This window comes from Mycolicibacterium sp. XJ2546, assembly GCF_053483195.1.
Genome location: NZ_JBEFRW010000008.1, coordinates 49329 through 74306, shown reverse-complemented (window position 1 = coordinate 74306; position 24978 = coordinate 49329). Strand labels below are relative to the sequence as shown.

Annotated in this window: 25 protein-coding genes, 1 tRNA gene and 1 other RNA gene; 13 read left to right on the top strand and 14 right to left on the bottom strand. The window is 68.2% G+C overall.

Features of this window, described 5'->3' with window-relative positions:
- Positions 1–10 precede the first annotated feature (10 nt).
- The 3 genes from ABQE44_RS15050 to ffs all read right to left on the bottom strand — a co-directional run bounded on the left by ABQE44_RS15050 (position 11) and on the right by ffs (position 3287).
- Positions 11–1852, bottom strand: a complete 1842-nt coding sequence (locus tag ABQE44_RS15050) for a DNA polymerase III subunits gamma/tau (RefSeq protein WP_448430623.1) — start codon at positions 1850–1852, stop codon at positions 11–13.
- Positions 1853–1862: 10 nt separating this feature from the next.
- Positions 1863–3152: an aspartate aminotransferase type Ic gene (locus tag ABQE44_RS15045; protein ID WP_448392037.1), complete on the bottom strand. Its 1290-nt coding sequence runs from the start codon at positions 3150–3152 to the stop codon at positions 1863–1865.
- A gap of 40 nt (positions 3153–3192) precedes the next feature.
- Positions 3193–3287: signal recognition particle sRNA small type (gene ffs, locus ABQE44_RS15040), an RNA gene on the bottom strand.
- Between the two features lie 68 nt (positions 3288–3355).
- Here ffs and ABQE44_RS15035 point away from each other — a divergent pair.
- From ABQE44_RS15035 to ABQE44_RS15025, 3 genes are all read left to right on the top strand, one after another.
- Positions 3356–3441: transfer RNA gene (locus ABQE44_RS15035), tRNA-Ser, on the top strand.
- A gap of 83 nt (positions 3442–3524) precedes the next feature.
- The gene (locus tag ABQE44_RS15030; protein ID WP_448430621.1) at positions 3525–4331 is read left to right on the top strand and encodes a lipid uptake coordinator LucA; all 807 of its coding nucleotides are present in this window, start codon (positions 3525–3527) and stop codon (positions 4329–4331) included.
- Positions 4332–4359: 28 nt separating this feature from the next.
- The gene (locus ABQE44_RS15025; protein ID WP_448391847.1) at positions 4360–5385 is read left to right on the top strand and encodes a S1C family serine protease; all 1026 of its coding nucleotides are present in this window, start codon (positions 4360–4362) and stop codon (positions 5383–5385) included.
- 9 nt (positions 5386–5394) lie between these two features.
- Here the strand turns inward: ABQE44_RS15025 and ABQE44_RS15020 are convergent, their stop codons facing one another.
- Positions 5395–6069, bottom strand: coding sequence for a TetR/AcrR family transcriptional regulator (locus tag ABQE44_RS15020; RefSeq protein WP_448391846.1), 675 nt, complete (start codon positions 6067–6069; stop codon positions 5395–5397).
- Between the two features lie 86 nt (positions 6070–6155).
- On the opposite strand from ABQE44_RS15020, the gene ABQE44_RS15015 reads away from it, so the two are divergent.
- Entirely contained in the window at positions 6156–7223 is a 1068-nt protein-coding gene (locus ABQE44_RS15015; protein ID WP_448391845.1) for an NAD(P)H-dependent amine dehydrogenase family protein, read from the top strand.
- Here ABQE44_RS15015 and lipL read toward each other — a convergent pair.
- From lipL to ABQE44_RS14990, 5 genes are read right to left on the bottom strand one after another with little or no spacing between them, the layout of a single operon-like run.
- Positions 7220–8497: an esterase/beta-lactamase LipL gene (lipL, locus tag ABQE44_RS15010; protein ID WP_448430619.1), complete on the bottom strand. Its 1278-nt coding sequence runs from the start codon at positions 8495–8497 to the stop codon at positions 7220–7222. The genes ABQE44_RS15015 and lipL overlap by 4 nt on opposite strands.
- 2 nt (positions 8498–8499) lie before the next feature.
- Positions 8500–8946: a hypothetical protein gene (locus tag ABQE44_RS15005; RefSeq protein ID WP_448391843.1), complete on the bottom strand. Its 447-nt coding sequence runs from the start codon at positions 8944–8946 to the stop codon at positions 8500–8502.
- Positions 8947–8979: 33 nt separating this feature from the next.
- Positions 8980–10038 (bottom strand): DNA polymerase domain-containing protein, encoded by a 1059-nt coding sequence (locus ABQE44_RS15000; RefSeq protein WP_448391842.1) that lies wholly within the window; start codon positions 10036–10038, stop codon positions 8980–8982.
- Position 10039: 1 nt separating this feature from the next.
- The gene (locus ABQE44_RS14995; RefSeq protein WP_448430774.1) at positions 10040–11092 is read right to left on the bottom strand and encodes an ATP-dependent DNA ligase; all 1053 of its coding nucleotides are present in this window, start codon (positions 11090–11092) and stop codon (positions 10040–10042) included.
- 30 nt (positions 11093–11122) lie between these two features.
- The gene (locus ABQE44_RS14990; RefSeq protein WP_448430617.1) at positions 11123–11749 is read right to left on the bottom strand and encodes a TetR/AcrR family transcriptional regulator; all 627 of its coding nucleotides are present in this window, start codon (positions 11747–11749) and stop codon (positions 11123–11125) included.
- 79 nt (positions 11750–11828) lie between these two features.
- Here ABQE44_RS14990 and ABQE44_RS14985 point away from each other — a divergent pair, with 79 nt between their 5' ends.
- The 4 genes from ABQE44_RS14985 to ABQE44_RS14970 are packed head-to-tail and all read left to right on the top strand — an operon-like array spanning position 11829 to position 14402.
- Positions 11829–12446, top strand: coding sequence for a glyoxalase (locus ABQE44_RS14985; RefSeq protein WP_448391840.1), 618 nt, complete (start codon positions 11829–11831; stop codon positions 12444–12446).
- A complete protein-coding gene (locus ABQE44_RS14980) occupies positions 12443–12856 on the top strand; it encodes a DUF1801 domain-containing protein (RefSeq protein ID WP_448430615.1) in 414 nt (137 codons plus the stop codon). Before ABQE44_RS14985 ends, ABQE44_RS14980 begins: the two co-directional genes overlap by 4 nt.
- Positions 12857–12865: 9 nt before the next feature.
- Positions 12866–13966: an ATP-dependent DNA ligase gene (locus ABQE44_RS14975; RefSeq protein WP_448430614.1), complete on the top strand. Its 1101-nt coding sequence runs from the start codon at positions 12866–12868 to the stop codon at positions 13964–13966.
- 10 nt (positions 13967–13976) lie between these two features.
- The gene (locus ABQE44_RS14970) at positions 13977–14402 is read left to right on the top strand and encodes a hypothetical protein (protein WP_448391837.1); all 426 of its coding nucleotides are present in this window, start codon (positions 13977–13979) and stop codon (positions 14400–14402) included.
- A 13-nt stretch (positions 14403–14415) separates the two neighbouring features.
- Here ABQE44_RS14970 and ABQE44_RS14965 read toward each other — a convergent pair whose 3' ends face one another.
- Genes ABQE44_RS14965 through ABQE44_RS14955 form a run of 3 tightly spaced genes read right to left on the bottom strand, consistent with a single transcriptional unit; the run spans position 14416 to position 17344 of the window.
- Positions 14416–14913 carry a DUF3830 family protein gene (locus tag ABQE44_RS14965; protein ID WP_448391836.1) on the bottom strand — a complete coding sequence of 166 codons (498 nt, stop codon included), beginning with the start codon at positions 14911–14913 and terminating at the stop codon, positions 14416–14418.
- Complete coding sequence (locus tag ABQE44_RS14960; RefSeq protein ID WP_448430613.1) at positions 14910–16322, bottom strand: amidase; 1413 nt, start codon at positions 16320–16322, stop codon at positions 14910–14912. The genes ABQE44_RS14965 and ABQE44_RS14960 overlap by 4 nt, the downstream gene beginning before the upstream one ends.
- The gene (locus ABQE44_RS14955) at positions 16319–17344 is read right to left on the bottom strand and encodes a D-2-hydroxyacid dehydrogenase (RefSeq protein WP_448430772.1); all 1026 of its coding nucleotides are present in this window, start codon (positions 17342–17344) and stop codon (positions 16319–16321) included. Before ABQE44_RS14955 ends, ABQE44_RS14960 begins: the two co-directional genes overlap by 4 nt.
- A 105-nt stretch (positions 17345–17449) precedes the next feature.
- Between ABQE44_RS14955 and ABQE44_RS14950 the strand changes: the two genes are divergently transcribed.
- From ABQE44_RS14950 to ABQE44_RS14940, 3 genes are all read left to right on the top strand, one after another.
- Positions 17450–18187, top strand: a complete 738-nt coding sequence (locus tag ABQE44_RS14950) for a maleate cis-trans isomerase family protein (RefSeq protein ID WP_448430611.1) — start codon at positions 17450–17452, stop codon at positions 18185–18187.
- A gap of 94 nt (positions 18188–18281) precedes the next feature.
- On the top strand, positions 18282–18998 hold the full coding sequence (locus tag ABQE44_RS14945; RefSeq protein WP_448430609.1) for a maleate cis-trans isomerase family protein: 717 nt from the start codon (positions 18282–18284) through the stop codon (positions 18996–18998).
- Complete coding sequence (locus tag ABQE44_RS14940) at positions 18995–19651, top strand: GntR family transcriptional regulator (RefSeq protein WP_448430607.1); 657 nt, start codon at positions 18995–18997, stop codon at positions 19649–19651. The genes ABQE44_RS14945 and ABQE44_RS14940 overlap by 4 nt, the downstream gene beginning before the upstream one ends.
- Here the strand turns inward: ABQE44_RS14940 and ABQE44_RS14935 are convergent.
- Positions 19648–21096, bottom strand: coding sequence for an NAD-dependent succinate-semialdehyde dehydrogenase (locus tag ABQE44_RS14935; RefSeq protein ID WP_448430771.1), 1449 nt, complete (start codon positions 21094–21096; stop codon positions 19648–19650). The genes ABQE44_RS14940 and ABQE44_RS14935 overlap by 4 nt on opposite strands.
- Positions 21097–21169: 73 nt before the next feature.
- Between ABQE44_RS14935 and ABQE44_RS14930 the strand changes: the two genes are divergently transcribed.
- Positions 21170–22420 (top strand): aspartate aminotransferase family protein, encoded by a 1251-nt coding sequence (locus ABQE44_RS14930; RefSeq protein WP_448430605.1) that lies wholly within the window; start codon positions 21170–21172, stop codon positions 22418–22420.
- A 1-nt stretch (position 22421) separates the two neighbouring features.
- On the opposite strand, the gene ABQE44_RS14925 is transcribed toward ABQE44_RS14930, so the two are convergent.
- Complete coding sequence (locus ABQE44_RS14925) at positions 22422–23822, bottom strand: MFS transporter (protein WP_448430603.1); 1401 nt, start codon at positions 23820–23822, stop codon at positions 22422–22424.
- A 220-nt stretch (positions 23823–24042) separates the two neighbouring features.
- Here ABQE44_RS14925 and gluQRS point away from each other — a divergent pair, with 220 nt between their 5' ends.
- Positions 24043–24918 carry a tRNA glutamyl-Q(34) synthetase GluQRS gene (gene gluQRS, locus ABQE44_RS14920; RefSeq protein ID WP_448430601.1) on the top strand — a complete coding sequence of 292 codons (876 nt, stop codon included), beginning with the start codon at positions 24043–24045 and terminating at the stop codon, positions 24916–24918.
- Positions 24919–24978: the final 60 nt, after the last annotated feature.

The window sequence follows — 24978 nt, the reverse complement described above, 5'->3', positions numbered from 1 at the left end:
CCTTTCGTCGCTAGCCGTCGATGCGGCGGGCACCCAGTTCGCTCTGCAGCAGTTCCAGCGCGGCTTCTTCGGGGTCGCGACGCGGCGTCTCGGAGGTTTCGCTGCTGGCCTCGGCCAGCATGCTCTCCTCGTCGTCGTGGTGCTGGCTGGGCGCGGGGGAACCGGGGCTGGCCGCAGCGGGGGTGGGCGGGGCGGCACCCGCCTCACACCGAATCTTCCAATCGACACCGAGGACGTCCTTGAGCGCTTCCCGGATGATGTCGGAGTTTCGCTGTTCGACAAGGCGTTTGGCCAACGGCGCGGAGGGGTGGCTGAGCACCAGCGTGTCGCCTTCGACGGCGAGCACGGTGGCGCCGTCGAGCATCACGTCGGTGGGGCGCCGCAGGTTGCGTACCTTCTCACGCACCGTGCTCCACACTCGGCGCACCGCGGCGGCGTCGAGCCCGGTGGCCGCCGGCGGGGCCGCCACGACCGGATCCGACGGTGGCCGCACCGGCGGCGGTGACGACGGCGGTTCCGGTGCCGACGCGGGCGGTGGCGCCGACGGGCGTTCCGGCGCGGGCGCGGGTTCGGGTGGCGGCGCCGCGGGTGTGGCCTCGGGTTGCGGCGTCGGCGGCGGCGCGTGGCTCTTGCGGACGAACTGCTTGGGCGCCGACGAACCCACCGCGTCCGATGCGGGTATCGACACGTCGAGGCGCTTCTCGATGCGCTCAACGCGTTGCAGCAGCGCCGATTCGGTGTCGCTGGCCGAGGGCAGCAGCAGGCGCGCGCACACCACCTCGAGCAGCAGCCGAGGCGCGGTGGCGCCGCGCATCTCGCCCAGCCCGGCGTGCACCACCTCGGCGTAGCGGGTCAGCGTCGCGGTGCCGATCCGCTCGGCCTGCTCGCGCATCCGGTCCAGCACGTCCTCGGGTCCGTCCACCACCCCGCGGGCGATCGCGTCGGGCACCGCCTGCAACACGATCAGGTCCCGGAAGCGTTCCAGCAGATCGCTGGCGAACCGGCGCGGATCGTGGCCCGCGTCGATCACCGACTCGACGGCACCGAACAATGCGGCGGCATCCCCGGCCGCCAGCGCGTCCACCGCGACGTCGATGAGCGCCACATCCGTGGCGCCCAACAGCGCCAGCGCCCGCGAATAGGTGATGTGGTTGCCCGTCGCACCCGCTTTCGACCCTGCCAACAGCTGGTCCAGCACCGAGAGGGTGTCCCGCGGTGATCCGCCGCCGGCCCGGATGACCAGCGGATAGACGGCGTCGTCGACCTGGACCTGTTCCTGCGCGCAGATCCGTTCGATCAGCCCACGCATGATCCGCGGCGCCAACAGCCGGAACGGATAGTGGTGGGTGCGCGAGCGGATGGTCGGCAGCACCTTCTCCGGTTCGGTGGTGGCGAACACGAAGATCAGGTGATCCGGTGGCTCCTCGACGATCTTCAACAGCGCGTTGAAGCCCGCGGGGGTGACCATGTGCGCCTCGTCGACGATGAAGATGCGGTACCGCGACTGGGCGGGGGCGTAGAAGGCCCGGTCCCGCAACTCCCGGGTGTCGTCGACGCCGCCGTGGCTGGCCGCGTCGAGTTCGACGACGTCGACGCTGCCGGGACCGTTAGGCGCGAGCGCCACGCAGGAGTCGCACACCCCGCACGGGGTCGGGGTCGGCCCCTGCGCACAGTTCAGCGAGCGGGCCAGGATGCGCGCCGACGACGTCTTACCGCAGCCGCGCGGCCCGGAGAACAGGTACGCGTGGTTGATGCGCCCGGCCGTCAGCGCGGTGCACAGCGGTTCGGTGACATGCTCCTGGCCGACGACCTCGGCGAAGGTCGCGGGCCGGTACTTGCGGTAGAGCGCCACGCTTCGCAGGCTACCCAGACGCGCCGACAAGCGCCTCGGTGGCCGCCAACAACGCGCAGGTGGCCAAACCGTCGATCGCCTCGCGCAGCTCGGGCTCGGGCGGGAACGTCGGCGCGATCCGAATATTCTTGTCTTCCGGGTCTTTTCGATACGGGAATGTGGCACCGGCCTCGGTAACCGCGATGCCTGCGTCCTTGGCCAGCGCGACCGTGCGCCGAGCGGTGCCGGGCAGCACGTCCAAACTGATGAAGTAGCCGCCCTTGGGTTCGGTCCACGACGCGATCTTGGACTCGCCGAACCGGTCTTCGAGGATCTCCAGCACGGCCGCGAACTTGGGGGCCAGCAGCTGCTGATGGCGTTGCATGTGCAGCCGCACCCCGTCGGCGTCGCCAAGGAAGCGCAGGTGGCGAAGCTGGTTGACCTTGTCCGGGCCGATGGATTTCTTGCCCGCGTACTGCAGATACCAGGCGATGTTGCCCAGCGAGCCGCCGAGGAAGCTGACGCCGGCGCCGGCGAAGGTGATCTTGCTGGTCGAGGCGAACACCAGCGGGCGGTTCGGGTTACCCGCGGCCTCGGCCAGGCCCAGCACGTCGATGCTGCGTTCGAAGTCGTGGGTCAAGGTGTGCACCGCGTACGCGTTGTCCCACATCAGCCGGAAATCGGTTGCCGCGGTGCGCATCTGGACCAGCCGACGCACGGTCTCCCAGGAGTACGTCACGCCGGTCGGGTTGGCGTAGACCGGCACGCACCACATGCCCTTGATCGCGGGGTCGGCGGCCACCAGCTCCTCGATCAGGTCGACGTCCGGGCCGTCGTCGCGCATCGGCACGGGAATCATCTCGATGCCCAGCGTTTCGCAGATCGCGAAATGCCGGTCATAGCCGGGCACCGGGCATAAGAACTTGACCGCCGGTTCGGCGCCCCACGGCCGCGCCGAGTCCATGCCGCCGTGCAGCATCGAGAACACCACGACGTCGTGCATCAGCTCCAGGCTGGCGTTGTTGCCTGCGATCAGGTTGGGCACGGCGATGCCGAGCAACTCGCCAAAGATCGCGCGCAGTTCGGGCAGGCCGTGCGCGCCCCCGTAGTTGCGGGTGTCGGTGCCGTCGGCGTCCCGGAACGCGTCCGGGCCCGAGCCGGGCAGCTCGAGCAGGGCGTTGGACAGATCGAGCTGGGCGGAGGACGGCTTGCCGCGGGTCAAATCCAGCTTGAGGCCCTTGGCCTGCAGCTCGGCGTAGTTGCGCTGTTGCTGCTCATGCTGTGCGGCGAGCTCGTCGGAGCCAAGCGACTGAAACGACACAGTGCGCCTTTCACTTCGAGCCATGGACAGAGCGGAAAAATTGAGGGGACCCCGCGCACCCGCCAGAGCCCATTGACCCTTGCTGCCTTCCGGCCCTGGGGGAGTTCACAGGATGGACGCCACGCGGGGTCCGAGGCGAGTCTAATACCACCGCCGCGGACAACTTGACGGCCATATGGGCCAGGTCGGTTACCATGGCCCGCGGAGGATTCGCCTAGTGGCCTATGGCGCTCGCCTGGAACGCGGGTTGGGTTAATAGCCCTCGCGGGTTCAAATCCCGCATCCTCCGCACGCGGCCCGGGGTGCGACGGTTACGGTCGCACCCCGGCCAAGAAAACACCGACCAGCGCTCACGGGGCGCGTAGGAGGGGCATGAGCCGCACCATCGCGGTGATTTGGCACGCGTTGTTCTCTCTGATTGCCGGTGTCCTGTACTTCTTTTTCGTGCTGCCCCGCTGGTGGGAGCTGGTAGGCACTACCTCGCACACGCTGGGCACCGTGGCGCGCATCGTCGTCGGCGTGCTCATCGGCCTGGCCGCGCTGCCTGCGGTGCTCGAATGGGTGCGCACCAGGAAACCGGAGTTGCGCACACCTCAGTTGGCGCTGCGACTGCGGGTCACCGCGACAGTGCTGCACGTCGTCGCGGGGGTGCTGATCCTGGGCGCGGCCATCAGCGAGATCTGGCTTTCGCTCGACACTGCGGGCCAGTGGTTGTTCGGCAGCTACGGCGCGGCCGCCGCGATCGCGCTGCTCGGTGTCTTCGCGTTCTATTTGGCCTATGTGGCCGAGTTGCCGCCCCCGCCGCCGAAACCGCTGAAGACCAAGAAGCCGCGGGGCCGTCGCGGCCGCAAGAAGGACGACGAGCAGGGCGGCGCGGTCGGCTCGGTCGACGACGAGGCAGAAGCATCAGCTGAGGCCGACGAGGCCGAAGAGACCGATGGGGCGGATGAGGACGTCACCGGGGACACCCCTGCGGAAATCACCGCGGAAGACTCGGCCGGTGACGCATCCGACGACGATGAATCGGACCGCGACGACACTTCTGCTGGCGATGACGACGACGTCGCCGGATCGGCGTCCACCAACGGGAAACTTCGCAACCGGCGTCCTTCTGGCAAAGCCGAGCCGACCCGCCGACGGCGCCGACGGCTGCGTGGTGGCGTCGCGCTAGACGATTAGCTACGCACTTTTCGGGCAATATGGGCGCATGGGCAATTACCCCAACCGTCGCCCGCGACCGGTGCTGCTGATCGCGCTTGCCGCGATTCTGGCGCTGTTCGCGCCGCTGAGCCCGGCGACGTCCATGGCCGCACCCGCAGACCCGCTGGCGGCGGCAACACAGGTCGAACCCGCCGTCGTGCGCCTCGACACCGAGATCGACTACCAGAACGCGATCGGCAACGGCGCGGGAATCGTGCTCGATCCCAACGGCCAGGTGCTGACCAACTTCCACGTGGTGTCGGGCGCAGACCGCATCAACGCCACCGTCGCGGGGCGCACCTACCCCGCCGAGCTGATCGGCTATGACCGCCGCCACGACATCGCGGTGCTTCAACTGATCGGTGCGCTGGGGTTGCCCACCGCCCCGATCGGTGACTCCACGACGTTGACGGGCGGTGAGCCGGTGGTCGCGCTGGGTAACGCGATGGGCAGCAACCGGCCGCTGACCCGCGAGGTCGGCACCATCACCGGATTCGGTCGCACCGTCAACGCCGAGGACACCCTGACCGGAAGCAAGGACGAGCTGACCGGGCTGATCGAGTTCGCGGCGCCCGTCGTCGCCGGCGACTCCGGCGGACCCGTGGTGAACGCGGCCGGCCAGGTCGTCGGGATCACGACGGCGGCGTCGGTGAACTACCGGCTCGGCCCGGGCGGTGAAGGCTATGCGATCCCGATCAACGACGCGATGGCCATCGCCGACCAGATCCGCGCCCGGATCCCCTCCGACAGCGTGCACATCGGGCCGCCGGTGCTGCTCGGCGTCGGCGTGCGCACGGCACAACGTGGCCCCGGCGTATTCATCGCCGAGGTGCTGCGTGGTGGCGCCGCCGACCGTGCGGGGTTGGTCGACGGCGACATCCTGCTCTCCCTCGACGGCGTGCCCTTGGACTCGGCCACCGCGCTGACCTACGTGCTGGACCGCCACTACCCCGGTGACGTCCTCGACGTCACGTGGCTCGATCGCGGTGGTCAGCAACGCACGGGCAAGGTCGCGCTCACCCCGACGGTCTGATCGGCGACGCTAGTCGCCGGCGGCTCGAGAATCCATCAGAATCCGTGCCACGCCGGCGATCAGCAGGCCGAGTTCGAAATCGAACTGTGCTTCGGCGTCGTAGACGTCGGTCCGCGCGGATTCGAGCACCCGGCGCAGCGCCGAGTAGGTTCCCTCGGGTTCGTGTTGCAGCGCGACGGCGGTCTCGGCGCGGTGATGGTGTACGCCGGACTCGGTCTGCGCGGCGATGCTCTGCGCTGCCGACTGCGCGATGTTGGAGGCGGCCGTGAGGGCGTGGCGAGCGCTGTCGGGATCCAGACCCGCGGTGAGCAGCGTGTCGAGCAGCCGATCGGCCAGCGACAGCGCCGCCGTCGCGCTGAGACCTCGTAACTGGGTGAAGTCGGTGGACATTCCGACTTGGACCAGCCCATCGCGAAACGCGACGGCGTAGGCGCTCAGCACCGCGCGCCAGTCGCCGGTGACCGGCAATTCGACGGTATCGAGTTCGCGTTCGAACCGATCGAGCAACACCAGCGTGAGCAGCCCTTCACGATCACCGACGTAGTAGTGCAGCGCCTTGCGGGTGACCCCGAGTTCGTCCGCGACGGCCTGCATGGTCAAGTCGTCGGTCGCCAGGCGCCGCGCCGCCGCCACGATCTTCCTGCGGCTGATCCGGGGTGGACGGCCCCGGGCTCGCCCACTCATCATTGCAGCCTAAAACGGAAGCGCATGACTTTTCGCCGCTCGGTAAAAAGCTGCGTCTCGACACCAGATCACCTTATGCTGTGCAAGTGCCAAACACTGCTTACCGCGTCGTCCAATGGACCACCGGAAACGTCGGAAAGAGTTCGGTGAGGGCGATCGCCAAGAACCCGAACTATCAACTGGTCGGCCTCTACGCGTGGTCGAACGACAAGGTCGGCCGCGACGCCGGCGAATTGGCCGGGCTCGAACCGCTCGGAGTCCAAGCCACCGACGACGTCGACGCGCTGCTCGCGCTGAAGCCCGAGGTCGTGGTCTACAACCCGATGTGGATCAACGTCGACGAACTGGTGCGGATCCTGTCGGCCGGAGTGAACGTGGTGTCGTCGGCGTCGTTCATCACCGGGCACAACCTGGGCGCCGACCGTGACCGGCTCGAAGAGGCGTGCAAGAAGGGCGGCGCCACGCTGTTCGGTTCTGGGGTGAGCCCGGGCTTCGCCGAACTGCTCACCATCGTCGCCGCGTCCGCGTGTGACCGCGTTGACAAGATCACCATCGCCGAGTCCGCCGACACCACCCTCTACGACTCCCCCGACACCGAGCGGCCGGTCGGCTTCGGCACGGCGATCGACGATCCGGATCTGGCGCCGATGGCCGAAACCGGGACCGCGGTGTTCGCCGAGGCGGTGCGGCTGGTCGCCGATTCGCTCGGTGTCGAGCTCGACGAAATCAAGTGCGTGGCCGAATACGCGCAGACCACCGAGGATCTCGTGATGACGTCGTGGACCATCCCTGCGGGTCACGTCGCCGGTGTCTACGTCAGGTGGCAGGGGATCGTCGACGGCCGAAACGTGGTCGAGATCAGCGTGCGGTGGAAGAAGGGCCAGACGCTGGAACCGGACTGGCCGATCGACGGTGACGGCTGGAAGATCACCATCGACGGGCGGCCCACGGTCAACATGACGGTCGGCTTCCTGCCGCCGCAGGACATGATCGAACAGGCCGCCTCGATCGAGGACTTCTTCGAGCTCGGCCACATCATGACGGCCATGCCGCCGATCCACGCGATCCCCGCCGTGGTCGCCGCCGCACCAGGCATCGCGACCTACAACGATCTGCCGCTACCGCAGGCCCGCGGCGTCGTCCCGGCGAACTAGGGCCGGCCCTTCGCTTTGACGATCGGATCTCGGTAGCGCGCACCGTATTTCGGCACGGCAGCCGGTCCGGCGCGCCGCGCGACGCTGATCGCGCTGCGCAACGGGCCGGCAAGACCCGCGAACGACGCCATGTCCAACACCATCGGCGTCAACAACCGGTTGTGGACGAACGCGAACGCGCTGCCGGTTTCCGGGTCGGCCCAGCCGAGCGTTCCGCCCAGTCCGATATGGCCGAATCCCTTGAGCAGACCGGGGATCGGCGACTCGTGGTAGCCGAGGTGAAACGGCATTGGGAAACCGATGTTGAGGTCCGGCCACGGCTTGGGCTTGCCGATCAGCCCGCGGGCCAGCTCTTCGGAGAGAAACTGTGTGCCGGCGATCTGGCCTTGGTTGGCGATCGCGGCGTACATCTTCGCCAGCGCGCGGGCGGTCACCACGCCGTTCGCGGCCGGGACCTCACCGTCGAGGAACGGGATATCGCCTTGGACAAAGGATTTGACGCCGGGAAAGAACATCGCGCCGAAGGCTCCGGAAAGCGGCAGCCCGGCCACCCTGGGCGCGACGAAGTTGAACACCGGGTTGGCCCGGCTGCTCTGCGGCGCGAGGATCTGCGCCACCGTGGTCGGTGAGCCGGCGGGCGGGCGGCCCAGATGCAGCCCGTCGGTGTTGAGCGGACGCGCCACCTCCTCGCGGATCAACTCGCGCATACCGCATCCGGTCACCGCGCGCGCCAGGCCGGAGAGCAGCCAACCGTAGGTCAGTGCATGATAGGCGGGCCGGCCGCGCAGGTAGTCGACGGCGGCGGCGGCCATCTTGGCCTCCATCACCTCATGGTCCAACAGTTCATCCTTGGTGAGGCCGCCGGGCAGGTGCGACAGCCCGGCGCGGTGCCGCAACACATCACGCACCGTGATGTCGGCCTTGTTGTTGGCGCCGAACGCAGGCCAGTACGTCGCGACGGGCTCGTCGTAGTCGAGCAGGCCGCGGTCGGCGAGCCGATGGATGACGGTGGCCGCCACCCCCTTGGTCGCGGAGAACACCATCGCGCCGGTGTCGGCTGTCCACAGCTGCTCACCGCGGCGGTCGGACCAGCCTGTCCAGACGTCGACGACCGGGCGGCCGTCGATGAAGACCGCCAGCGCGCCGCCGCCGAACCGCCGACCCGGGAACATCCCGGCGAAAATCCGCACGACCGTCGCAAACCGCGCGTCGGCGGCGCCCAGCACGCCGCGCGGCAGCCCCTCCTTGGCGCGCAGCAGCGACGGCGTGCTCATCGTCAGCCGGTCACGTCCAGGACGTTGGCGTTGAGCTGCGCGGCCGGAGGGCCTTCCAGCGTGACGTCCTTGAGGATTTTGGCCTGGTCCTTGTGCACGGTGAACTCGCCCTTCTGCGGCTCGTTCCCGCCGATCACCTCGTAGAACACCGTGAACGGTGTTTCCGGGAGCGGATGCAAGCCAATGTATTTGGGCTGAATCGTGTACTGGTAGGTGCAGCCGCCGCCGGGTTGGCACTGTTGGTCGGTCACCACCACGTCGACGTTGAACTCCGTCGGCGTCGGCACCTTGGGTGGCGGCGGAGCAAGCGTGGTACGCGGCGTGGCCTGCGGTGCGGGGTCCTGCGACAGGCCGCCGGTGATCACCACCGCCGCAATGCCGATGCCGCCGCCCACCATCGCCACCAGGGCCAGCGCGGCGAGCAACTTGCGAAGCACCGAAACCTTCATATGCATAGCAAACCGTGTACGGGCGCTTCGCGTCTAGCGATCCGCCACCGGGTTGCCGTCCTCGTCCCAGTGGGCGGCCACCTTCTTGCTGGGCTGGACCCGAGGCGGTTCACCCGGCATCTTCGGGTAGCTCGGCGGATAGGGCAGGTCACCGAGGCCGCGTTCGTTGTCGGCCTCGACCATCTCCAGCAGCGGTGCCAGCGACTGCGCGGTCTTGTCGATGTCGGCCCACGGGTCGTCGCGCTCTGCCACCAGTTTCGGCACGGTGGACATGGTGTAGTCGTCGGGGTCGGCGTCGCGTAACTTCTTCCACGCCAACGGGGTGGACACCGTCGCGATCGGGGTTTTGCGCACCGAGTACGCCGAGGCAAAGGTGCGGTCGCGGGCGTTCTGGTTGTAGTCGATGAAGACCCGCACTCCCCTTTCTTCCTTCCACCACTCCGTCGTGACGGCATCGGGTGCGCGCCGCTCCACTTCGCGGGCCAACGCGATACCGGCGCGGCGCACCGCGATGAAGTCCCAGTCCGGCTTGATGCGCAGGAACACGTGCACACCACGACCGCCCGACGTCTTCGCATACCCGACCAGCCCGAGTTCGTCGAGCAGCGGTTTGAGCACGTCCACCGCCACCGCGGCGGCTTCGGCAAAACCGGTGCCGGGCTGCGGATCCAGGTCGATGCGCAGTTCGTCGGGATGCTCGGTGTCCGGGCAGCGCACCTGCCACGGGTGCAGCGTGATCGTGCTCATCTGCGCGGCCCAGATGATCGACGACGGGTGGGTGATCTTCAGCGCGTCCGCGGTGCGCCCGGAGGGGAACGTGACGACGCAGGTCTGCAGATAGTCGGGACGCTTCTGCGGCACCCGTTTCTGGTAGATCTCTTCACCTTCGATCCCGTCGGGGAAGCGCTGCAGGTGCGTCGGTCGGTCCTTGAGTGCCGTTAGCATCGGACCGTTCGCCACGGCCAGGTAGTAGTCGACAAGCGCGCCTTTGGAGCCCTTCTTCTTGCCGAGTTTTGGGAAGTACACCTTGCCGGGGCTGGTCAGCCGAACCTTGACCCCGTCGACATCGATTTCCTCTGCCGCACTCGCCATTTCAGGACTCCAGAACGTCGTAGAGGTCGTAGTTGATCGGAACGTCGAGCTGGTCGAAGGTGCAGCTGCGCGGGTCACGGTCGGGACGCCAGCGCCGGAACTTCACGGCGTGCCGAAACCGCCTGCCGTTCACGGTGTTTCCCTCCATCTGGTCGTAGGCGACCTCACACACCTTCTCCGGCCGCACCGGGATCCAGCGCTTGTCGGCCGAGGAGTTCCACCGGCTCGGGTCACCTTCACGAAGCTCGTCCCCTTCGCGCAGCGGTTCGAGGTCGGCCAGCAGCTTGAGCCGGTCCTTGGCGGTGAAAGAGGCTGCACCGCCGACCATCTGCAGTTCGCCGTCGTCGCGGTACAACCCGAGCAGGATCGAACCGATACCCTCCCCGCTCTTGTGGATCCGGTAGCCCATCGCCACGCAGTCCGCGTCGCGGGCGTGCTTGACCTTGACCATCTCGCGTTTGCCCGGCAGATAGGGGCCGTCGAGCCGTTTGGCGATCACGCCGTCGAGGCCGGCGCCCTCGAACTCCTCGAGCCACTGCGCGCCGATTTCGGGGTCCTCGGTGGTGCGGGTGATGTGGCACCACTGCTTGGCGTGCAGCGCTTCCGACAGCGCCTCGCGCCGGACGCGGAAGGGCTCCTTGAGCAGCGACGTGTCTCCGGTCGCCAGCGCGTCGAAGCCGATGAAGTGCGCGGGCGTCTGCTCGGCGAGCATCTTGATCCGGCTGGCCGCGGGGTGCACGCGCTGGCTCAGCGACTCCCAGTCCAGCCGGGTGCGGCCGTCGATCTCGCGCGGGACGACGATCTCGCCGTCGAGCACGCAGCGGCTGCTCAGTTCGTCGTGCAGCGCCTCGATCAGCTCGGGAAAATACCGGCCGAGGTCCTTACCGTTGCGCGAATGCAGCACCACCTCGTCGCCGTCGCGGAACACCAACGCCCGGAATCCGTCCCACTTGGGTTCATACGACCAGACGCCTGCCGCGTCGGGAACTTTGGCCTGCGCCTTGGCCAGCATCGGCTCGATCGGCGGCAGCACGGGGAGGTCCACAGGTTCCATACTCACGTAGACCGCCCACGACGAGCAATGTCATCGCGCGAGCAGGCCGTCGACGAGCAACTGGGTGAGCCAGCGTTCGTAGCGCTTCGGCGACCAGCCCCGGTCGATGACGAGCAGCCGGTAGATTTCCGGAGACATCAACGCATAGATGCTGTCGGCGGCCTCAGCCTCCCGAAGACCCGGCCGCAATGCGCCGGCCCTGCCCAGCGCACGGGCCAGCCGCCCCTGACCGGTGCGCCGCTGGCGGTTGAGGTCCTCCAGTAGCGCGGCGGCATCCGGGTCAGAGCTCGCCGCGCCGACGAGGATGCGGTAGACCGGCGCGGTGCGCGAGTTCACCTCCGAGGCGATCGCGACGAAACCCGCCACCTGATTACGAGGATCGGGATGGGCGAGAACTGTTTGAACCTTCGTGCGCTGCGGCAATGCCACAGGCTGGTCGTCGCCGGCGATCGACACGTCGAGGATCGCCTTGAGGATGCCGCGCTTGGACGAAAAGAGCCGGTAGATGGTGGCCGGGGGTACGCCCGAGGCGGTGCTGATGGCCTCGATCGTCGTCGCCGCGTAACCACGTTCGACGAACAAGGTGCGGGCGGCTTCGATGACGGCTGCCCGTGCCAGCCGGGTTCTGGCCTGGCTGGGTCGTCCGGTGCTCACCACGAATTGAGTCTATCTCTCTCAAATCAAGAGTGTTACTCTCAATTTGAGGCGGGGCCACACACATCGGAAGGACCTATGCATGACGGGCATCGAAGCTGTCGTTCTCGAAACCCCTGACCCCGCGAAAGTCGACGCGTTTGTCGCGGCCGCGTTCGGTGCGGAACTGCCGGTGCGCGCGCGTGCCGGAGACGCGGCGACCACCGGTTTTCGCGGTTTCACGCTCTCGTTGGTGGTGTCGCGGCCGTCCACGGTCGACGCGTACGTCGACGCCGCACTTCAGGCCGGCGCGACGGAACTGAAGCCCCCCAAGAAGTCGCTGTGGGGCTACGGCGGCGGGGTGACCGGGCCGGACGGGACCATCTGGACCATCGCGTCGTCATCGAAGAAGGACCGGGGCCCCAGCGGCGATCAGAAGGTCCATACCATCGAGGAGTTCATCCTTCAACTCGGCGTCGACGACGTCGCAGCCAGCAAGAGCTTCTATGTCGAGCGTGGGCTGGAGGTGGCCAAAAGCTTTGGCCGTAAATATGTTTCGTTCGCACCCGGACCGGTCACGTTGGCGCTCTTAAAGCGTCGCGCGCTGGCCAAGAACGCGGGCGTGTCCGCGGACGGTGCTGGATCGCACCGTATCGTCGTTAACAGCCCGGCGGGAACCTTCACCGACCCCGACGGGTTTAACTGGGAGGTGAGCCGATGACCGATCGCAAGAAACCCAAACTGCTGTCCGGCGGCAACCCGCAGATCCCCAAGGGTGAGGGGAACGGCCCCGTGCAGGACTACATCGCGGCGATGCCCGGCTGGAAGCAAGGGGTCGGTGAGCGCCTCGATGCCCTCATCGAACGCGCGGTCCCCGACGTGCACAAGGCCGTGAAATGGAACCAGCCGTTCTATGGCCACAAGGACGAAGGCTGGTTTTTGTCGTTTCGGTGCTACACCAACTACGTGCAGATCACCTTCCTCAAGGGGGCCTCGCTGGACCCCGTGCCGCCGAAGGCCTCCAAACACCCGGAGGTGCGCTACCTGGACATCCAGCAGGACGAACTCGACGAGGACCAGGTCTTCTCATGGATCAAACAGGCCAGCAAGCTGCCCGGCGAAAAGATGTGACTACCCCTGATGGACCTGCCCGTGATGCCGCCGGTGCGGCCGATGCTGGCCAAATCGGTCGCCTCGATCCCACCCGATGCGTCCTACGAGCCGAAATGGGACGGGTTCCGGTCGATCTGCTTCCGTGACGGCGACGAGGTGGAGTTCGGCAGCCGCAACGAGCGGCCGATGACCCGCTACTTCCCCGAACTGGTCGCCGCGGCCGTCGCCGAACTGCCCGACAGGTGCGTCATCGACGGCGAGATCGTCCTACCCATCAGAACTGCGACCGACCACGGCCTGAACTTCGAGGCGCTGCAGCAGCGCATCCATCCGGCGCCCAGCCGCGTCAACCTGCTCGCCGAACAAACGCCGGCGTCGTTCATCGCTTTCGACCTGCTAGCCCTGGGCGACGACGACTACACCGCACGTCCGTTCACCGAACGTCGTGCCGCGCTCACCGACGCGCTCGCCGACTCGGGTCCGTCATATCACCTGACCCCGGTGACTACCGATTTGGCCACCGCACACCGGTGGTTCGACGAGTTCGAGGGCGCCGGCCTCGACGGGGTGATCGCCAAACCCCTGACCCTCGACTATCAGCCCGACAAACGCGTCATGTTCAAGATCAAGCACGAGCGCACCGCGGACTGCGTCGTGGCCGGTTACCGGCTGCACAAATCGGGCGCCGACGCCATCGGCTCGCTGCTGCTGGGCCTCTACCGGCACGACGGCACGCTGGCCTCCGTCGGGGTGATCGGCGCGTTCCCGATGGCCACGCGACGGCAGCTGTTCACCGAACTGCAGCCGCTGGTCACCATATTCGACGAGCATCCGTGGAACTGGGCCGCGCAGCTGGCCGGTGACCGCACCCCGCGCCGCAACGAGGGCTCACGCTGGAACGCGGGCAAGGACCTGTCGTTTGTGCCGCTGCGCCCCGAGCGGGTGGTCGAGGTCCGCTACGACCACATGGAGGGTGAAAGGTTTCGGCACACCGCGCAGTTCAACCGTTGGCGTCCCGACCGCGACCCGCGCTCGTGCAGCTACGAGCAGCTCGAGCAGCCGGTCTCGTTCAGGCTCGGTGACATCGTGCCCGGGTTGGGCGGCGATGCCGGCGAGCCGGACGTGTGATGCTGGCGTCATGGTGATCAGACCCGCGACGGTCGCTGCGGTGGCGCTCACCGGCGCCGCCATCGGATTGGCGAGCCCGGCATGGGCGGACGGGCGACTCGACGGCGAGTACCGGTTCGTCAACGGACCGACGACGAACACGTGGTCGATCACCTCGCAGTGCAATGCCGAAGGCTTTTGTGGCGGAACGGTTTCGAGCTCCACCGGGATGATCGCTCAGATCCGTAGGCAGGCCGACGGCCCGTGGCTCGTCGAGCGCCACGATGTCTTCAACGGACGTCTGTGCGCCGACGGCAGCACCGGCCCGGCCGATCTGACGTACTCGTTCGATCCGGCGAGCTTGGCGGGAAGCCTGCGTTACGCGTGGGAGCCCGGTTCTTGCGGCGACCCCGACCCCGGGGAGAGCGAGGAACCGATCAGCCTGCAGCCGGTGTGACGCCGCGAGTGCTTCAGGCGCGCGCGAAGCTCAGCGTCTCGCCACGCACCCCGCCCATCCACAGGTCCTGACAGGCGTCGGCCATCTCGTCGAGACCTTCGATGACCGCGCCGAACACATTGCCCGGCACCCACCCCTGGTCGCCGTTGATCAGCAGGTTGTTGCGCCCGTAGAACAACGCGAGGTCGACGATCGCACCGGTGGTGCCGGTGCCGGTGGTGTTCTCGTAGCCGTAGGCCGGGTTGCCGAGCTGATCGGAGTTGAACGTGAACCAGCACAGGTCTCCCGGGATCGGGGTCACCGTGGTGTTCTCCGGTCCGGGGTCGACGTCGGCGAAACCCGGTAGCAGCGTGTAGATCTCGTTGCGCGCGTACTTGCCGTGGAACACCTGTGCCGATACCGGTAGCGCATCCCACACCGCCGCGCAGGTGCGTGGGGCAGCGGCGTCGAGCAACCGCGCCACACACCTCACGCCCCGCTTGTCCAGGGACACGGTGATCAGCCTGCTCATCGAACTCCTTGTGCGATCAGTTCCGGGGTGCGCCGATGCCAGTCGGTCGCCGCCTCGTACGCGCGGCCCACCCGCAGCACCAGCGCGTCCGCGTGCCGGCGCCCGACGATCTGCAGCCCGACCGGCAGCCCCGCCGAGGTGAAGCCGCAGGGCACGCTCAGCGCGGGCTGCTGGGTCATGTTGAACGGGTAGGTGTAGGGCGTCCAGCTGGCCCAGTCCGGTGACGGCCAGCCGTCCGGCACGTCGGCGCCGGTGGTGAACGCAGGCAGCGGCAGGGTCGGGGTGACCAACACGTCGTAGCTCTGATGGAACCGGCCCATCAGCTCGCCTAGCCGCATGCGCACCGCCATCGCGTCCAGGTACTCCGACGCCGAGAACTTCGCGCCGATCGCGGCGGTGCGGCGCAGCCCGGGGTCGACCCGCTGAGCCCAGGTGTCGTCGAGTGCGCCGTAGCCCTGCAGCACCTTCGCCTCACCGGAAAACCACAACACCTGGAAGGCGTCCAGTGGGTCGGCGAAACCCGGGTCGACCTCCTCGACCCGGGCGCCGGCATCGGCCAGGACGCTCACCGCGGCCCGCACGGCGGCGTCGACCTCGGGGTCGTTGCGCACGAAACCGAGGTTCGGGGAGAACGCGACCCGCAGACTCGCGACGCCGTCGTCGAGGCCGACCAGAAACGACTCCGCCGGTGTCGGCATCGCCGCCCAGTCGCGCGCGTCGAACCCGGTGATCACATCCATCAGCGCCGCGGTGTCACTGACGGTCCTGGTCATCGGGCCGGGGTGGGCCAGGGTGCCGAACGGGCTGGGCGGATACGCAGGGATCAGCCCGTAGGTGGGCTTCAGCGCGACGGTCCCGGTGAATGCCGCCGGGATGCGCACCGACCCGCCCGCGTCGGTGCCCACCGACCACACCCCCATTCCGAGCGCGACGGCCGCCGCGCTGCCGCCGCTGGATCCGCCCGCCGTCTTGGTGGGGTCCCACGGGTTGCCGGTCGCCCCGTAGCGAGGTGAGTCGGTGACGCCCTTCCAGGAGTACTCCGGCGTCGTCGTCTTACCGAGCAGCACGGCGCCGGTCTCGCGTAACCGCGCGACGCTCGGGGCGTCCTCGTCCCACGGGCCCGCGGCGTCGATGAGCCAACTGCCGCGCAGGGTGGGCCAGCCCCTGGTCCACAGCGCGTCTTTGATCGACGTCGGCACCCCGTCGCCAGGGCCGAGCGGTTCGCCGCCATGCCAGCGCGCCTCCGACGCCTTGGCCGCCGCCAGGGCGCCCTCGGCGTCCACGAGCACGAAGGCGTTCACCGCAGCATCATGAGATTCGATGGCGGCCAACGCATCTCGGGTGGCCTCTACTGGCGAGATGGCCTTGCTGCGGTATCCCTGCACCAGCTCGGCAGCGGTCGGGATCATCGCGCGCCGCCGGTGGGCACGTAGCCGAGCTCTTTGTCCACCACGTTGGCGAGCGGCTCGCCGGCCAGCCAGCGCCGCAGGTTGGCCACGAACTGCTCGGCCAGCGTCTCGCGCCAGCCGACCAGGTCACCGGACATGTGCGGGGTGATGGTCACGTTCGGGGCCTCCCACAGCGGATGGTCGGGCGGTAGCGGCTCCGTCTCGAACACGTCGAGCGTCGCGCCGCCGATGCGGCCTGCTGCCAGGGCGTCCAGCAGCGCCGACTCGACGACCATCGCTCCGCGGGCGATGTTCACCAGGTGCGCGTCGGGTTTCATCGCGGCCAGCACCGCCGCGTCCACGAGGCCACGGGTCGAGTCGGTCAGCGGCGCCGCGAGCACCAGATGATCGCACCAGCCGGCCTCGGCGGCCAGGTCGCCGGTGGCGACCACCTCGCCGAAGTCGGGGTCGTCGGCTCTGGCCACCCGGCCCGCACCGCGCACCTGCATACCCGCCGCCCGCAGCAGCCGGGCGATCGCCCGGCCGATTGCGCCGGTGCCGACGACGAGTGCCCGGCTGCCGGCGATGCCGCGGGTCTCCCGGTGCCGCCAGTGCCGGTCGCGCTGCAGCGTGAAGCTGGTGCGGCTGTCCTTGACATACGCGAGCACGGCGCCGAGCACATACTCGGCGATCGGGCGGTCGAAGACGCCGCGCGCGTTGGTCACCACCACATCGGAGACGCACAGCTCGTCAAACAGCAGCGTGTCGACCCCGGCGGCGGTGACGTGAATCCACTCCAGGGTGCGCGCCTGCCGCCAGACGTCGCGCACCGCGGTGGAGAAGTAGTCCCACAGCAGCAACGCCCGCGCCCCCTGCACCGCTTCGGCGAGGTCGGCGACCGTGCAATACCGGAACTCGACGGGCAGATCGGCCAGACCCGGTGGGCGGTCCGAATCGTTGGCGCACAACACCGCGACCACGGGCCGTTCGAAGCCCCCAAAATTCTGTCTGACCTGCCCAGATGAACCACCTCGCGCAGCGATCAGGTCGCTCTCGCGGGTGGTCGACACGCCCCGAAGGCTAAGGACACGCCGTATGATTGTCAACAATCTGTTGCCGGATGGGCGTTCTGGCCTCACACTGTGGAAATGACGCTCGGGGAAGTGGTGCCGCGCCCACCATTGCAGCAGGTCGGCATAGGTGTTGTGACACCGTATGACTTCGCCCTGGACCGCGAATTGTGGCGCTGGGTGCCCGACGATGTCAGCCTCTACGTGACCCGGCTGCGATACGCCCCGTTGCCGGTGACCGTGGACATGGCGGTGCACGTCTCGGACGCCGACAACGTCGTCGCCGGTGCCGCCAACGTGCTCGCGGTCGCGCCGTTGGTAACCGCCTACGCCTGCACGGCAGGCAGCTTCGTCAAGGGGATGGCCGGCGAGTCCGCGCTGGTCGCGGCGATGCAGGCGGCCGGCGCGCCGGCCGCGGTGACCACCAGCGGTTCGATGCTGGCCGCGCTGCGGCACCTCGGGGTGCACCGCGTCGCCACCGTCACCCCCTACACCGCCGACCTGACCATCGGGTTGACGAGCTACCTGATGGAGGCCGGTTTGGAGGTGGTCGCGACATCCGGGCTCGGGCTGACCTCGAACATCTGGGCGGTGCCCTACGAGGAAACTGCCGAGCTGGTCCACAGCACCGACGTGCCCGACGCCGAGGCGGTCGTCATCAGCTGCACAAACCTGCCAACATATGACCTGATCGCCCGGCTGGAAGCCGAACTGAGCAAGCCGGTCGTGACCGCGAACCAGGTGACGATGTGGGCGGCCCTGCGGGTGGCCGGCCGCAAAGCCGTGGGCCCAGGCCAGCGGCTGCTCGAGGCGTAACGAATCCGCCTCGAACCCGGGGCCGGCAAATGCCGGTTGTTAACATTGTCGACAATCTGCCCATCGACACCGCTCAGCAGCAGAGGGGACCTGTATGGCGACCGTAGGACTGCTCTATCCCGGGCACAGCGCCGAGGACGACTTCACCACGCTGGAGGCCCGGGCCGGTGACGTGCGCCTGCCCGTCGTCATCACCTCCGTCGGCGAGGACGCCCACCGGGTGGACGCGCTGCTCGATCTCGGCAGCACCGAACGCCTCGCCGACGGGGTCAGCCAACTCGCGGGTTCGCGCCCGCAGGCCGTGATGTGGGCGTGCACCTCGGGCAGTTTCGTGTTCGGACCACAGGGCGCACGACATCAGGTCGCGAAAGTTGCTGCGGCCGCGGGTGTTCCGGCATCGTCGACGTCGATCGCGTTCGTCGATGCACTGCGTCACCTGAACATCAGCCGGGTCGCGGTGGCGGCATCCTATCCCCATGACGTCGCAGCGCATTTCGTCGAGTTTCTGTGCGCCGACGGCGTCGACGTCGTGGCGATGGGCAGCCACGGGATCATCACCGCCGCCGAGGTCGGCACCCTTGCGCCCGAACGAGTGGTCGAAATGGTCACCGCCGCAGACCATCCCGACGCGCAGGCGATGCTCGTGCCCGACACCGCGATGCACACGCTCGGTATCATCGACCGCCTCGAGGCCGCCGTCGGCAAGCCGGTGCTGACCGCCAACCAGGTCACCGTCTGGAAGGGGCTTCGGTTGACGGGACAGGTACCGGCGATCCCCGGGATGGGAAGCCTGTTCGAGGAGGCCCGGTGACCGAATTCATCGCACCTGTCGAGCAGGAGTCGACGCCCAGCATCGTCGCCGACAAGCTGCGCCAGGCGATCGCCCACGGGGAGCTGGCACCGGGCACCCAGCTGGGTGAGGCGGAGCTGGCCCGCAAGCTCGGCGTGAGCCGCGGGCCGCTGCGCGAAGGCATGCAGCGCCTGACCCAGGAGGGGCTGCTCATCGCGATCCGCAACCGCGGCGTGTTCGTCATCGACATGACCCCTGGCGAGGCCTCCGACATGTACCTGGCGCGCGAGGCCATCGAACGCGCCGCGGCCCGGCGGATCCTGATGCTGCGCGACCACGCCGCCGCCGGCGACGAGTTGTTGGCCATCGTCGAGGAGATGGCCGAGGCCACCGATGTGGAGGACGGCAGCGAGGCCGATATCCGCTTTCACGAACGGCTGGTGGAGCTGGCCGACAGCCCGCGGCTGTCCCGGATGCACCAGACCTACCTGGTCGAGACCCGGATGTGCGTGCATGCGCTGGCCGACACCTACGACAGCCCGAACGACCGGGTGGTCGAGCACCAGGCGCTGGCCAGCGCGATCAGGTCGGGCGATGTGCAACTGTCCGACAAGCTGCTGATCGCGCACATGGAGGATGCGGTCGACCGGCTGATCGAGCGGCTGACCCGCTAGCTCAAAGCGATGCCGATGTACTTGGTCTCCAGGAACTCGTCGATGCCGACGGCACCGCCCTCGCGGCCGAGACCGGACTGCTTGACGCCGCCGAACGGCGCGGCGGGGTTGGACACCACGCCCTGGTTCAGGCCGACCATGCCGCTCTCGAGCGCCTCGGCGACCCGCAACGCCCGTCGCAGGTCGTTGGTGAACACGTAGGCCACCAGACCGTATTCGGTGTCGTTGGCGGCGGTGATCACCTCTTGCTCGGTTTCGAACGGGGTGAGCGCGGCGACGGGGCCGAAGATCTCCTCGGCGGCCATCTTCGCGTCGCGCGGAACGCCGGTCAGCACCGTCGGCGCGTAGAAGAAGCCGGCCCCGCCCATCGGTGATCCGCCGGTCAGCACGCGTGCGCCGCGCCCGACGGCGTCGTCGACGAGGGATTCCACCTTGCGCAGCGCGGCGGCGTCGATCAAGGGGCCGACGTCCACGCCGTCGTCGGTGCCGCGGCCCACGGTCAGTGCGCGCATCCGTTCGGCCAGCCGGCGCCCGAACTCGTCGATGACCGACGCGTGCACGTAGATCCGGTTGGCCGCCGTGCAGGCCTCACCCATGTTGCGCATCTTGGCCGCGATCGCGCCGTCGACGGCTTCGTCGAGATCGGCGTCGGCGAAGACGATGAACGGTGCGTTGCCGCCGAGCTCCAACGAGGTCCGCAGCACCTTTTGCGCGCACTGTTCGAGCAGCACCCGGCCCACCCGCGTCGAGCCGGTGAACGACAATTTGCGGGCCAGCCCGGAGCGGATCAACGGCTCCATGACCGCACCGGCCTGCGTTGTCGTCACGCAGTTGACCGCGCCGGCAGGTACGCCGACCTCATCGAGGATCTCCATCAGCGCCAGCATCGAAAGCGGCGTCTGGTGAGCGGGCTTGACGACGCTGGTGCAGCCCGCCGCGATCGCGGGTCCCAGCTTCCTGGTCCCCATCGCCATCGGGAAGTTCCACGGCGTGACGAGCAGGCACGGCCCGACCGGCTGACGGGTGATCAGAAACCGTGCGCCCCCGGCAGGCGCCGTCTGGTAACCGCCGTCGATGCGGGTGGCCTCTTCGGCGAAGTGCCGGCAAAACTCTGCGGCGTAAGCGATCTCACCGCGTGCTTCGGGTAGCGGCTTGCCCATTTCCAGTGTCATCAACAGCGCCAGATCGTCGACGCGCGCGTGCAACAGCTCGAAGGCGCCCATCAGCATGTCGGCGCGCGCCCGCGGCGGCGTCGCGGCGAACTCCGGCTGCGCGTCGACCGCGGCCTCCAGCGCCGTCATACCGTCGGCCGGGCAGGCGTCGGCCACGGCGCACAGGGTGTCGCCGGTGGCGGGGTCGACCACGTCGAAGGTGGCGTGTGCTGCGGCGTCGACCCACTTGCCGCCGATGAACAGGCGCTTGTCAACGGCATCGATCACGGCAATTCCCCTTCGTCCCGGCGGTGCGACGGTAGTCTGATTGTCGACAATCTACTATTCCATCGGCAAGGGGCGCGTCGTGGCAGAACTCTCGCAAATTCTCAAGCAGGCCACCGGCGTGCTCGCGGCGCGTGGCGAGGGCGTGCACCTCCACGACGAGCAGGGTCGACGCTACCTGGACTTCACCGCGGGTATCGGGGTGACCAGCACCGGGCACTGCCATCCGCACGTGGTGCAGGCGGCTCAACGCCAGGTCGCCACGTTGATCCACGGCCAGTACACCACCGTCATGCACCGGCCGCTGCTCACCCTCGTCGAACGGTTGGGTGAGGTACTGCCGTCCGGCTTGGACCGGCTGTTCTTCGCCAACTCCGGCAGCGAAGCCGTCGAGGCGGCGCTGCGCTTGTCGCGGCAGGCCACCGGCCGCCCCAACGTCATCGTGTTCCACGGCGGCTTCCACGGACGCACCGTGGCCGCGGCGTCGCTGACCACCTCGGGGACCAGGTTCCGGTCGGGGTTCGCACCGATGATGGCCGGTGTGCACGTCGCGCCGTTCCCCGACCCGGGCCACTTCGGCTGGCCGGTCGACCAGGCCACCGACTTCGCGCTGACCCAACTCGACTATGTGCTGCAGACGATCAGCGCACCCGCCGACACCGCCGCGTTCCTGGTCGAACCCGTACTCGGCGAGGGCGGCTACGTGCCGGCCAACGAACGGTTCTTCGCCGGTCTGCGCGAACGCGCGGACGCACACGGCATCCTGCTGGTGGTCGACGAGGTGCAGACCGGCTTCGGGCGCACCGGCCGGTTCTGGGGCGGAGACCACTTCAACGCCCGGCCCGACATCGTGGTCACCGCCAAGGGATTGGCCTCCGGCTTCCCGCTGTCGGGCATTGCGGCGTCGTCGGCGTTGATGGACAAGGCCTGGCCCGGTTCCCAAGGCGGCACCTACGGCGCCAACGCCGTGGCGTGCGCGGCCGCGGTGGCCACCCTCGACGTGATCGCCGACGAACAGTTGGTGCAGAACTCAGCCGACCGGGGCGTGCAGTTGCGCGAGGCACTGCGCACGGTCGCCGACAAGTACGACGCGATCACCGACGTGCGCGGTCTGGGTCTGATGATCGGCGTCGAATTTCGGGACGCCGCAGGCAAGCCCGACGGGACGGCGGCGGCGGCCGTGCAGCAGCAGGCCGCCCGGCGCGGGCTGCTGTTGCTGACGTGCGGAGCGTGGGGCCAGGTGGTGCGGTTCATTCCGGCGCTGGTGGTCACCGCCGAGCAGGTCGACGAGGCGGCCGACATCTGGTCTGATGCGTTGAGCGCCGTCCTGTAGCTCAGGCGGGGCTGAGCTCGCGGTCGTAGTCGACGGGCGGGGGCGCCTCCGGGGTGCCGGGGATCTCCGTACCGCCGATCGGGCAGCGCGCGGTCTCGGGCACCTTGATCAGCGCGATCATCCCGATCACGCAAGCCGCCATCATGTAGAAGGCCGGCATCAGGGTGTTCTCGGTCTGCAGAATCATCCAGTCGTTGATGGCCGGTGCGGTGCCCCCGAAGATCGACGTCGACACGTTGTAGGCGATGGCGAATCCCGCGTACCGCACCTGGGTGGGGAACATCGCCGGGAACGTCGCCGAGATCGTCGCCAGCTGCGGGACGTAGAGCAGGCCCAGGATGGCGAAGGCGATGACGGCTCCGAGCGGGCCGGTCGACATCAGCATGAACATCGGCACCACCGCGGCGAACAGACCGATCAGCGATATCCACCACAGCGGTTTGCGTCCGATGCGGTCCGACAGCAGACCCGCGAACGGCAGGAATATCAGCATCGACAGCATGCCGAAGATCGGCACCACCAGCGACATGTTGCTCGACAACCCGATCGACATCTCGAGGTAGGTCGGCATGTAGCTGAGCAGCGTGTAGTTCACCACGTTGAGTGCGACCACCAGGCCGCCGAGCCGCAAAATCGGTCCCCAATATTGGACGAGCAGATCCTTGAACTCGGCGCCGATGCTCTTCTCCTGCTTGCCCGAGGTCTCGAGTTCCTTGAACACCGGGGTCTCGTCCAGCCGGGTCCGCAGGTACAGGCCAATCAGACCGAGCGGTGCGGCCACCAGGAACGGCAGCCGCCACCCCCACACGTTCATCTGGTCCTCGGTGAGCACCAGCGAGAATCCGAGCATCAGCAGCGCGCCCGCCGAGAAGCCCGCCAGCGTGCCGAACTCCAGGAAGCTGCCCATCAACCCCCGGCGGCGCGACGGCGCGTACTCGGCCATGAAGGTCGCCGCGCCGCCGTACTCGCCGCCGGTGGAGAAACCCTGGATCATGCGCAGCACCACCATCAGGGTCGGCGCCCACATCCCGATCACCCCGTAGCTGGGGATGAGCCCGACGCAGAACGTGGCGCCGGCCATCAGCAGGATGGTGATCGCCAGTATTTGTCGCCGACCCAGCCGGTCACCGAGCGGTCCCCAGATGAATCCCCCCAGCGGACGGACCAGGAACGACACCGCGAACGTCATCAGGGCCAGCAAGGTGGCGGTGGCGCCGTCGCCGGGGAAGATCGCCGTCGAGATATAGGTGACCCCGTAGGCGTAGAGGCCGTAGTCGAACCATTCGGTCGCGTTGCCGACTGCTGAGGCGCCGATGGCCTTTCGCAGCACGGCCGGCGACTGTTCCTGCTCGGCTGCCGGGTGCGGCGCTTGGGCGGAGGGTTCGGAGTCGCTGCCGTCCATGAGTTCTCGTCTCCGTCGTCACGGCTTCCGGCCGGTTGCCATCGACACCACAGGCCACGCCGATTGTTCTGTTGGCTGTCCATCGCTGGACGTATCCGTTCATACCCCAAAACGGTCCGCCACACGCCCGTTACGCCGGCGAACGGCGAAGGTTGCGGAATCGCAATATTGGCGGGCACCTGCCCCGCTGCGCATGAGCGGATCCCGATAGATTGCGCGGATGAACGCTGGTCGGTTCGCCCCGAGCCCGTCGGCGGACCTGCACATCGGCAACCTGCGCACCGCGGTGCTCGCGTGGTTGTTCGCGCGCTCCACCCAGCGTCGCTTCGTGATGCGTATCGAGGACCTCGATGACCGAACCTCAGGCGACATCGCCACCCGGCAACTCGCGGACCTGGCCGCGATCGGGGTGACCTGGGACGGTCCGGCCGAGTGGCAGTCCGAGCACACACAGCGTTACGATGACGTCATCGCCTCGTTGGACTCGCGCAACTTGCTGTATGAATGTTATTGCAGCAGAAGAGATATCGCTCAGGCGCCGCGTGCCCCGCACGCACCGCAGGGGGCGTACCCGGGGACCTGCCGCGACCTCGACGATGCGCAGCGACGGCAACGGCGTGAACAGACCGGCCGACCGCCCGCGCTGCGGTTGCGCACCGACGCGTTCTCCTACACCGTCGACGATGTGTTGCACGGGCGCTACACCGGCATCGTCGACGACTTCGTGGTGCGACGCGGAGACGGGGTGGCGGCCTACAACCTGGCTGTAGTGGTCGACGACGCCGCGCAGGGCATCGATCAGGTGGTGCGCGGCGACGACCTGTTGCCGTCCTCGCCGCGGCAGGCGTATCTGGCCAGGCTGCTGGGATATCCCGAGGCGACGTATGCCCATGTGCCGCTGGTGCTCAACGAGGACGGCGCGCGGTTGGCCAAGCGCGACGGCGCGGTGACGCTGGCCGAAATCGGCGTGAAGCGGGCGCTGCAGCAGATCGCCGGGTCGCTGGGGTGGCCGACAGCGACAAATCTCGACGCGCTGCTGGCCGTGTTCGACCCCGCCCGGATGCCCCGGCAGCCGTGGATCTACCGGCCGGGGTAGTGCTTCTTCTCGGCCCCCTTCTCGCCGCCTCTTCGGCGCGAGTGTGGGCGCAATGCACGC

Coding starts and splice junctions, on each gene's coding strand:
- gluQRS (WP_448430601.1), top strand. CDS start 24,043: ATGAACGCTGGTCGGTTCGCCCCGAGCCCGTCGGCGGACCTGCACATC.
- ABQE44_RS14975 (WP_448430614.1), top strand. CDS start 12,866: ATGGACCTGCCCGTGATGCCGCCGGTGCGGCCGATGCTGGCCAAATCG.
- ABQE44_RS14995 (WP_448430774.1), bottom strand. CDS start 11,092: ATGGAACCTGTGGACCTCCCCGTGCTGCCGCCGATCGAGCCGATGCTG.
- lipL (WP_448430619.1), bottom strand. CDS start 8,497: ATGAGCACGCCGTCGCTGCTGCGCGCCAAGGAGGGGCTGCCGCGCGGC.
- ABQE44_RS15025 (WP_448391847.1), top strand. CDS start 4,360: ATGGGCAATTACCCCAACCGTCGCCCGCGACCGGTGCTGCTGATCGCG.
- ABQE44_RS14925 (WP_448430603.1), bottom strand. CDS start 23,822: ATGGACGGCAGCGACTCCGAACCCTCCGCCCAAGCGCCGCACCCGGCA.
- ABQE44_RS15030 (WP_448430621.1), top strand. CDS start 3,525: ATGAGCCGCACCATCGCGGTGATTTGGCACGCGTTGTTCTCTCTGATT.
- ABQE44_RS14965 (WP_448391836.1), bottom strand. CDS start 14,913: ATGAGCAGGCTGATCACCGTGTCCCTGGACAAGCGGGGCGTGAGGTGT.
- ABQE44_RS14950 (WP_448430611.1), top strand. CDS start 17,450: ATGACGCTCGGGGAAGTGGTGCCGCGCCCACCATTGCAGCAGGTCGGC.
- ABQE44_RS15005 (WP_448391843.1), bottom strand. CDS start 8,946: ATGAAGGTTTCGGTGCTTCGCAAGTTGCTCGCCGCGCTGGCCCTGGTG.
- ABQE44_RS14970 (WP_448391837.1), top strand. CDS start 13,977: ATGGTGATCAGACCCGCGACGGTCGCTGCGGTGGCGCTCACCGGCGCC.
- ABQE44_RS15020 (WP_448391846.1), bottom strand. CDS start 6,069: ATGAGTGGGCGAGCCCGGGGCCGTCCACCCCGGATCAGCCGCAGGAAG.
- ABQE44_RS14985 (WP_448391840.1), top strand. CDS start 11,829: ATGACGGGCATCGAAGCTGTCGTTCTCGAAACCCCTGACCCCGCGAAA.
- ABQE44_RS14980 (WP_448430615.1), top strand. CDS start 12,443: ATGACCGATCGCAAGAAACCCAAACTGCTGTCCGGCGGCAACCCGCAG.
- ABQE44_RS14960 (WP_448430613.1), bottom strand. CDS start 16,322: ATGATCCCGACCGCTGCCGAGCTGGTGCAGGGATACCGCAGCAAGGCC.
- ABQE44_RS15000 (WP_448391842.1), bottom strand. CDS start 10,038: ATGGCGAGTGCGGCAGAGGAAATCGATGTCGACGGGGTCAAGGTTCGG.
- ABQE44_RS14945 (WP_448430609.1), top strand. CDS start 18,282: ATGGCGACCGTAGGACTGCTCTATCCCGGGCACAGCGCCGAGGACGAC.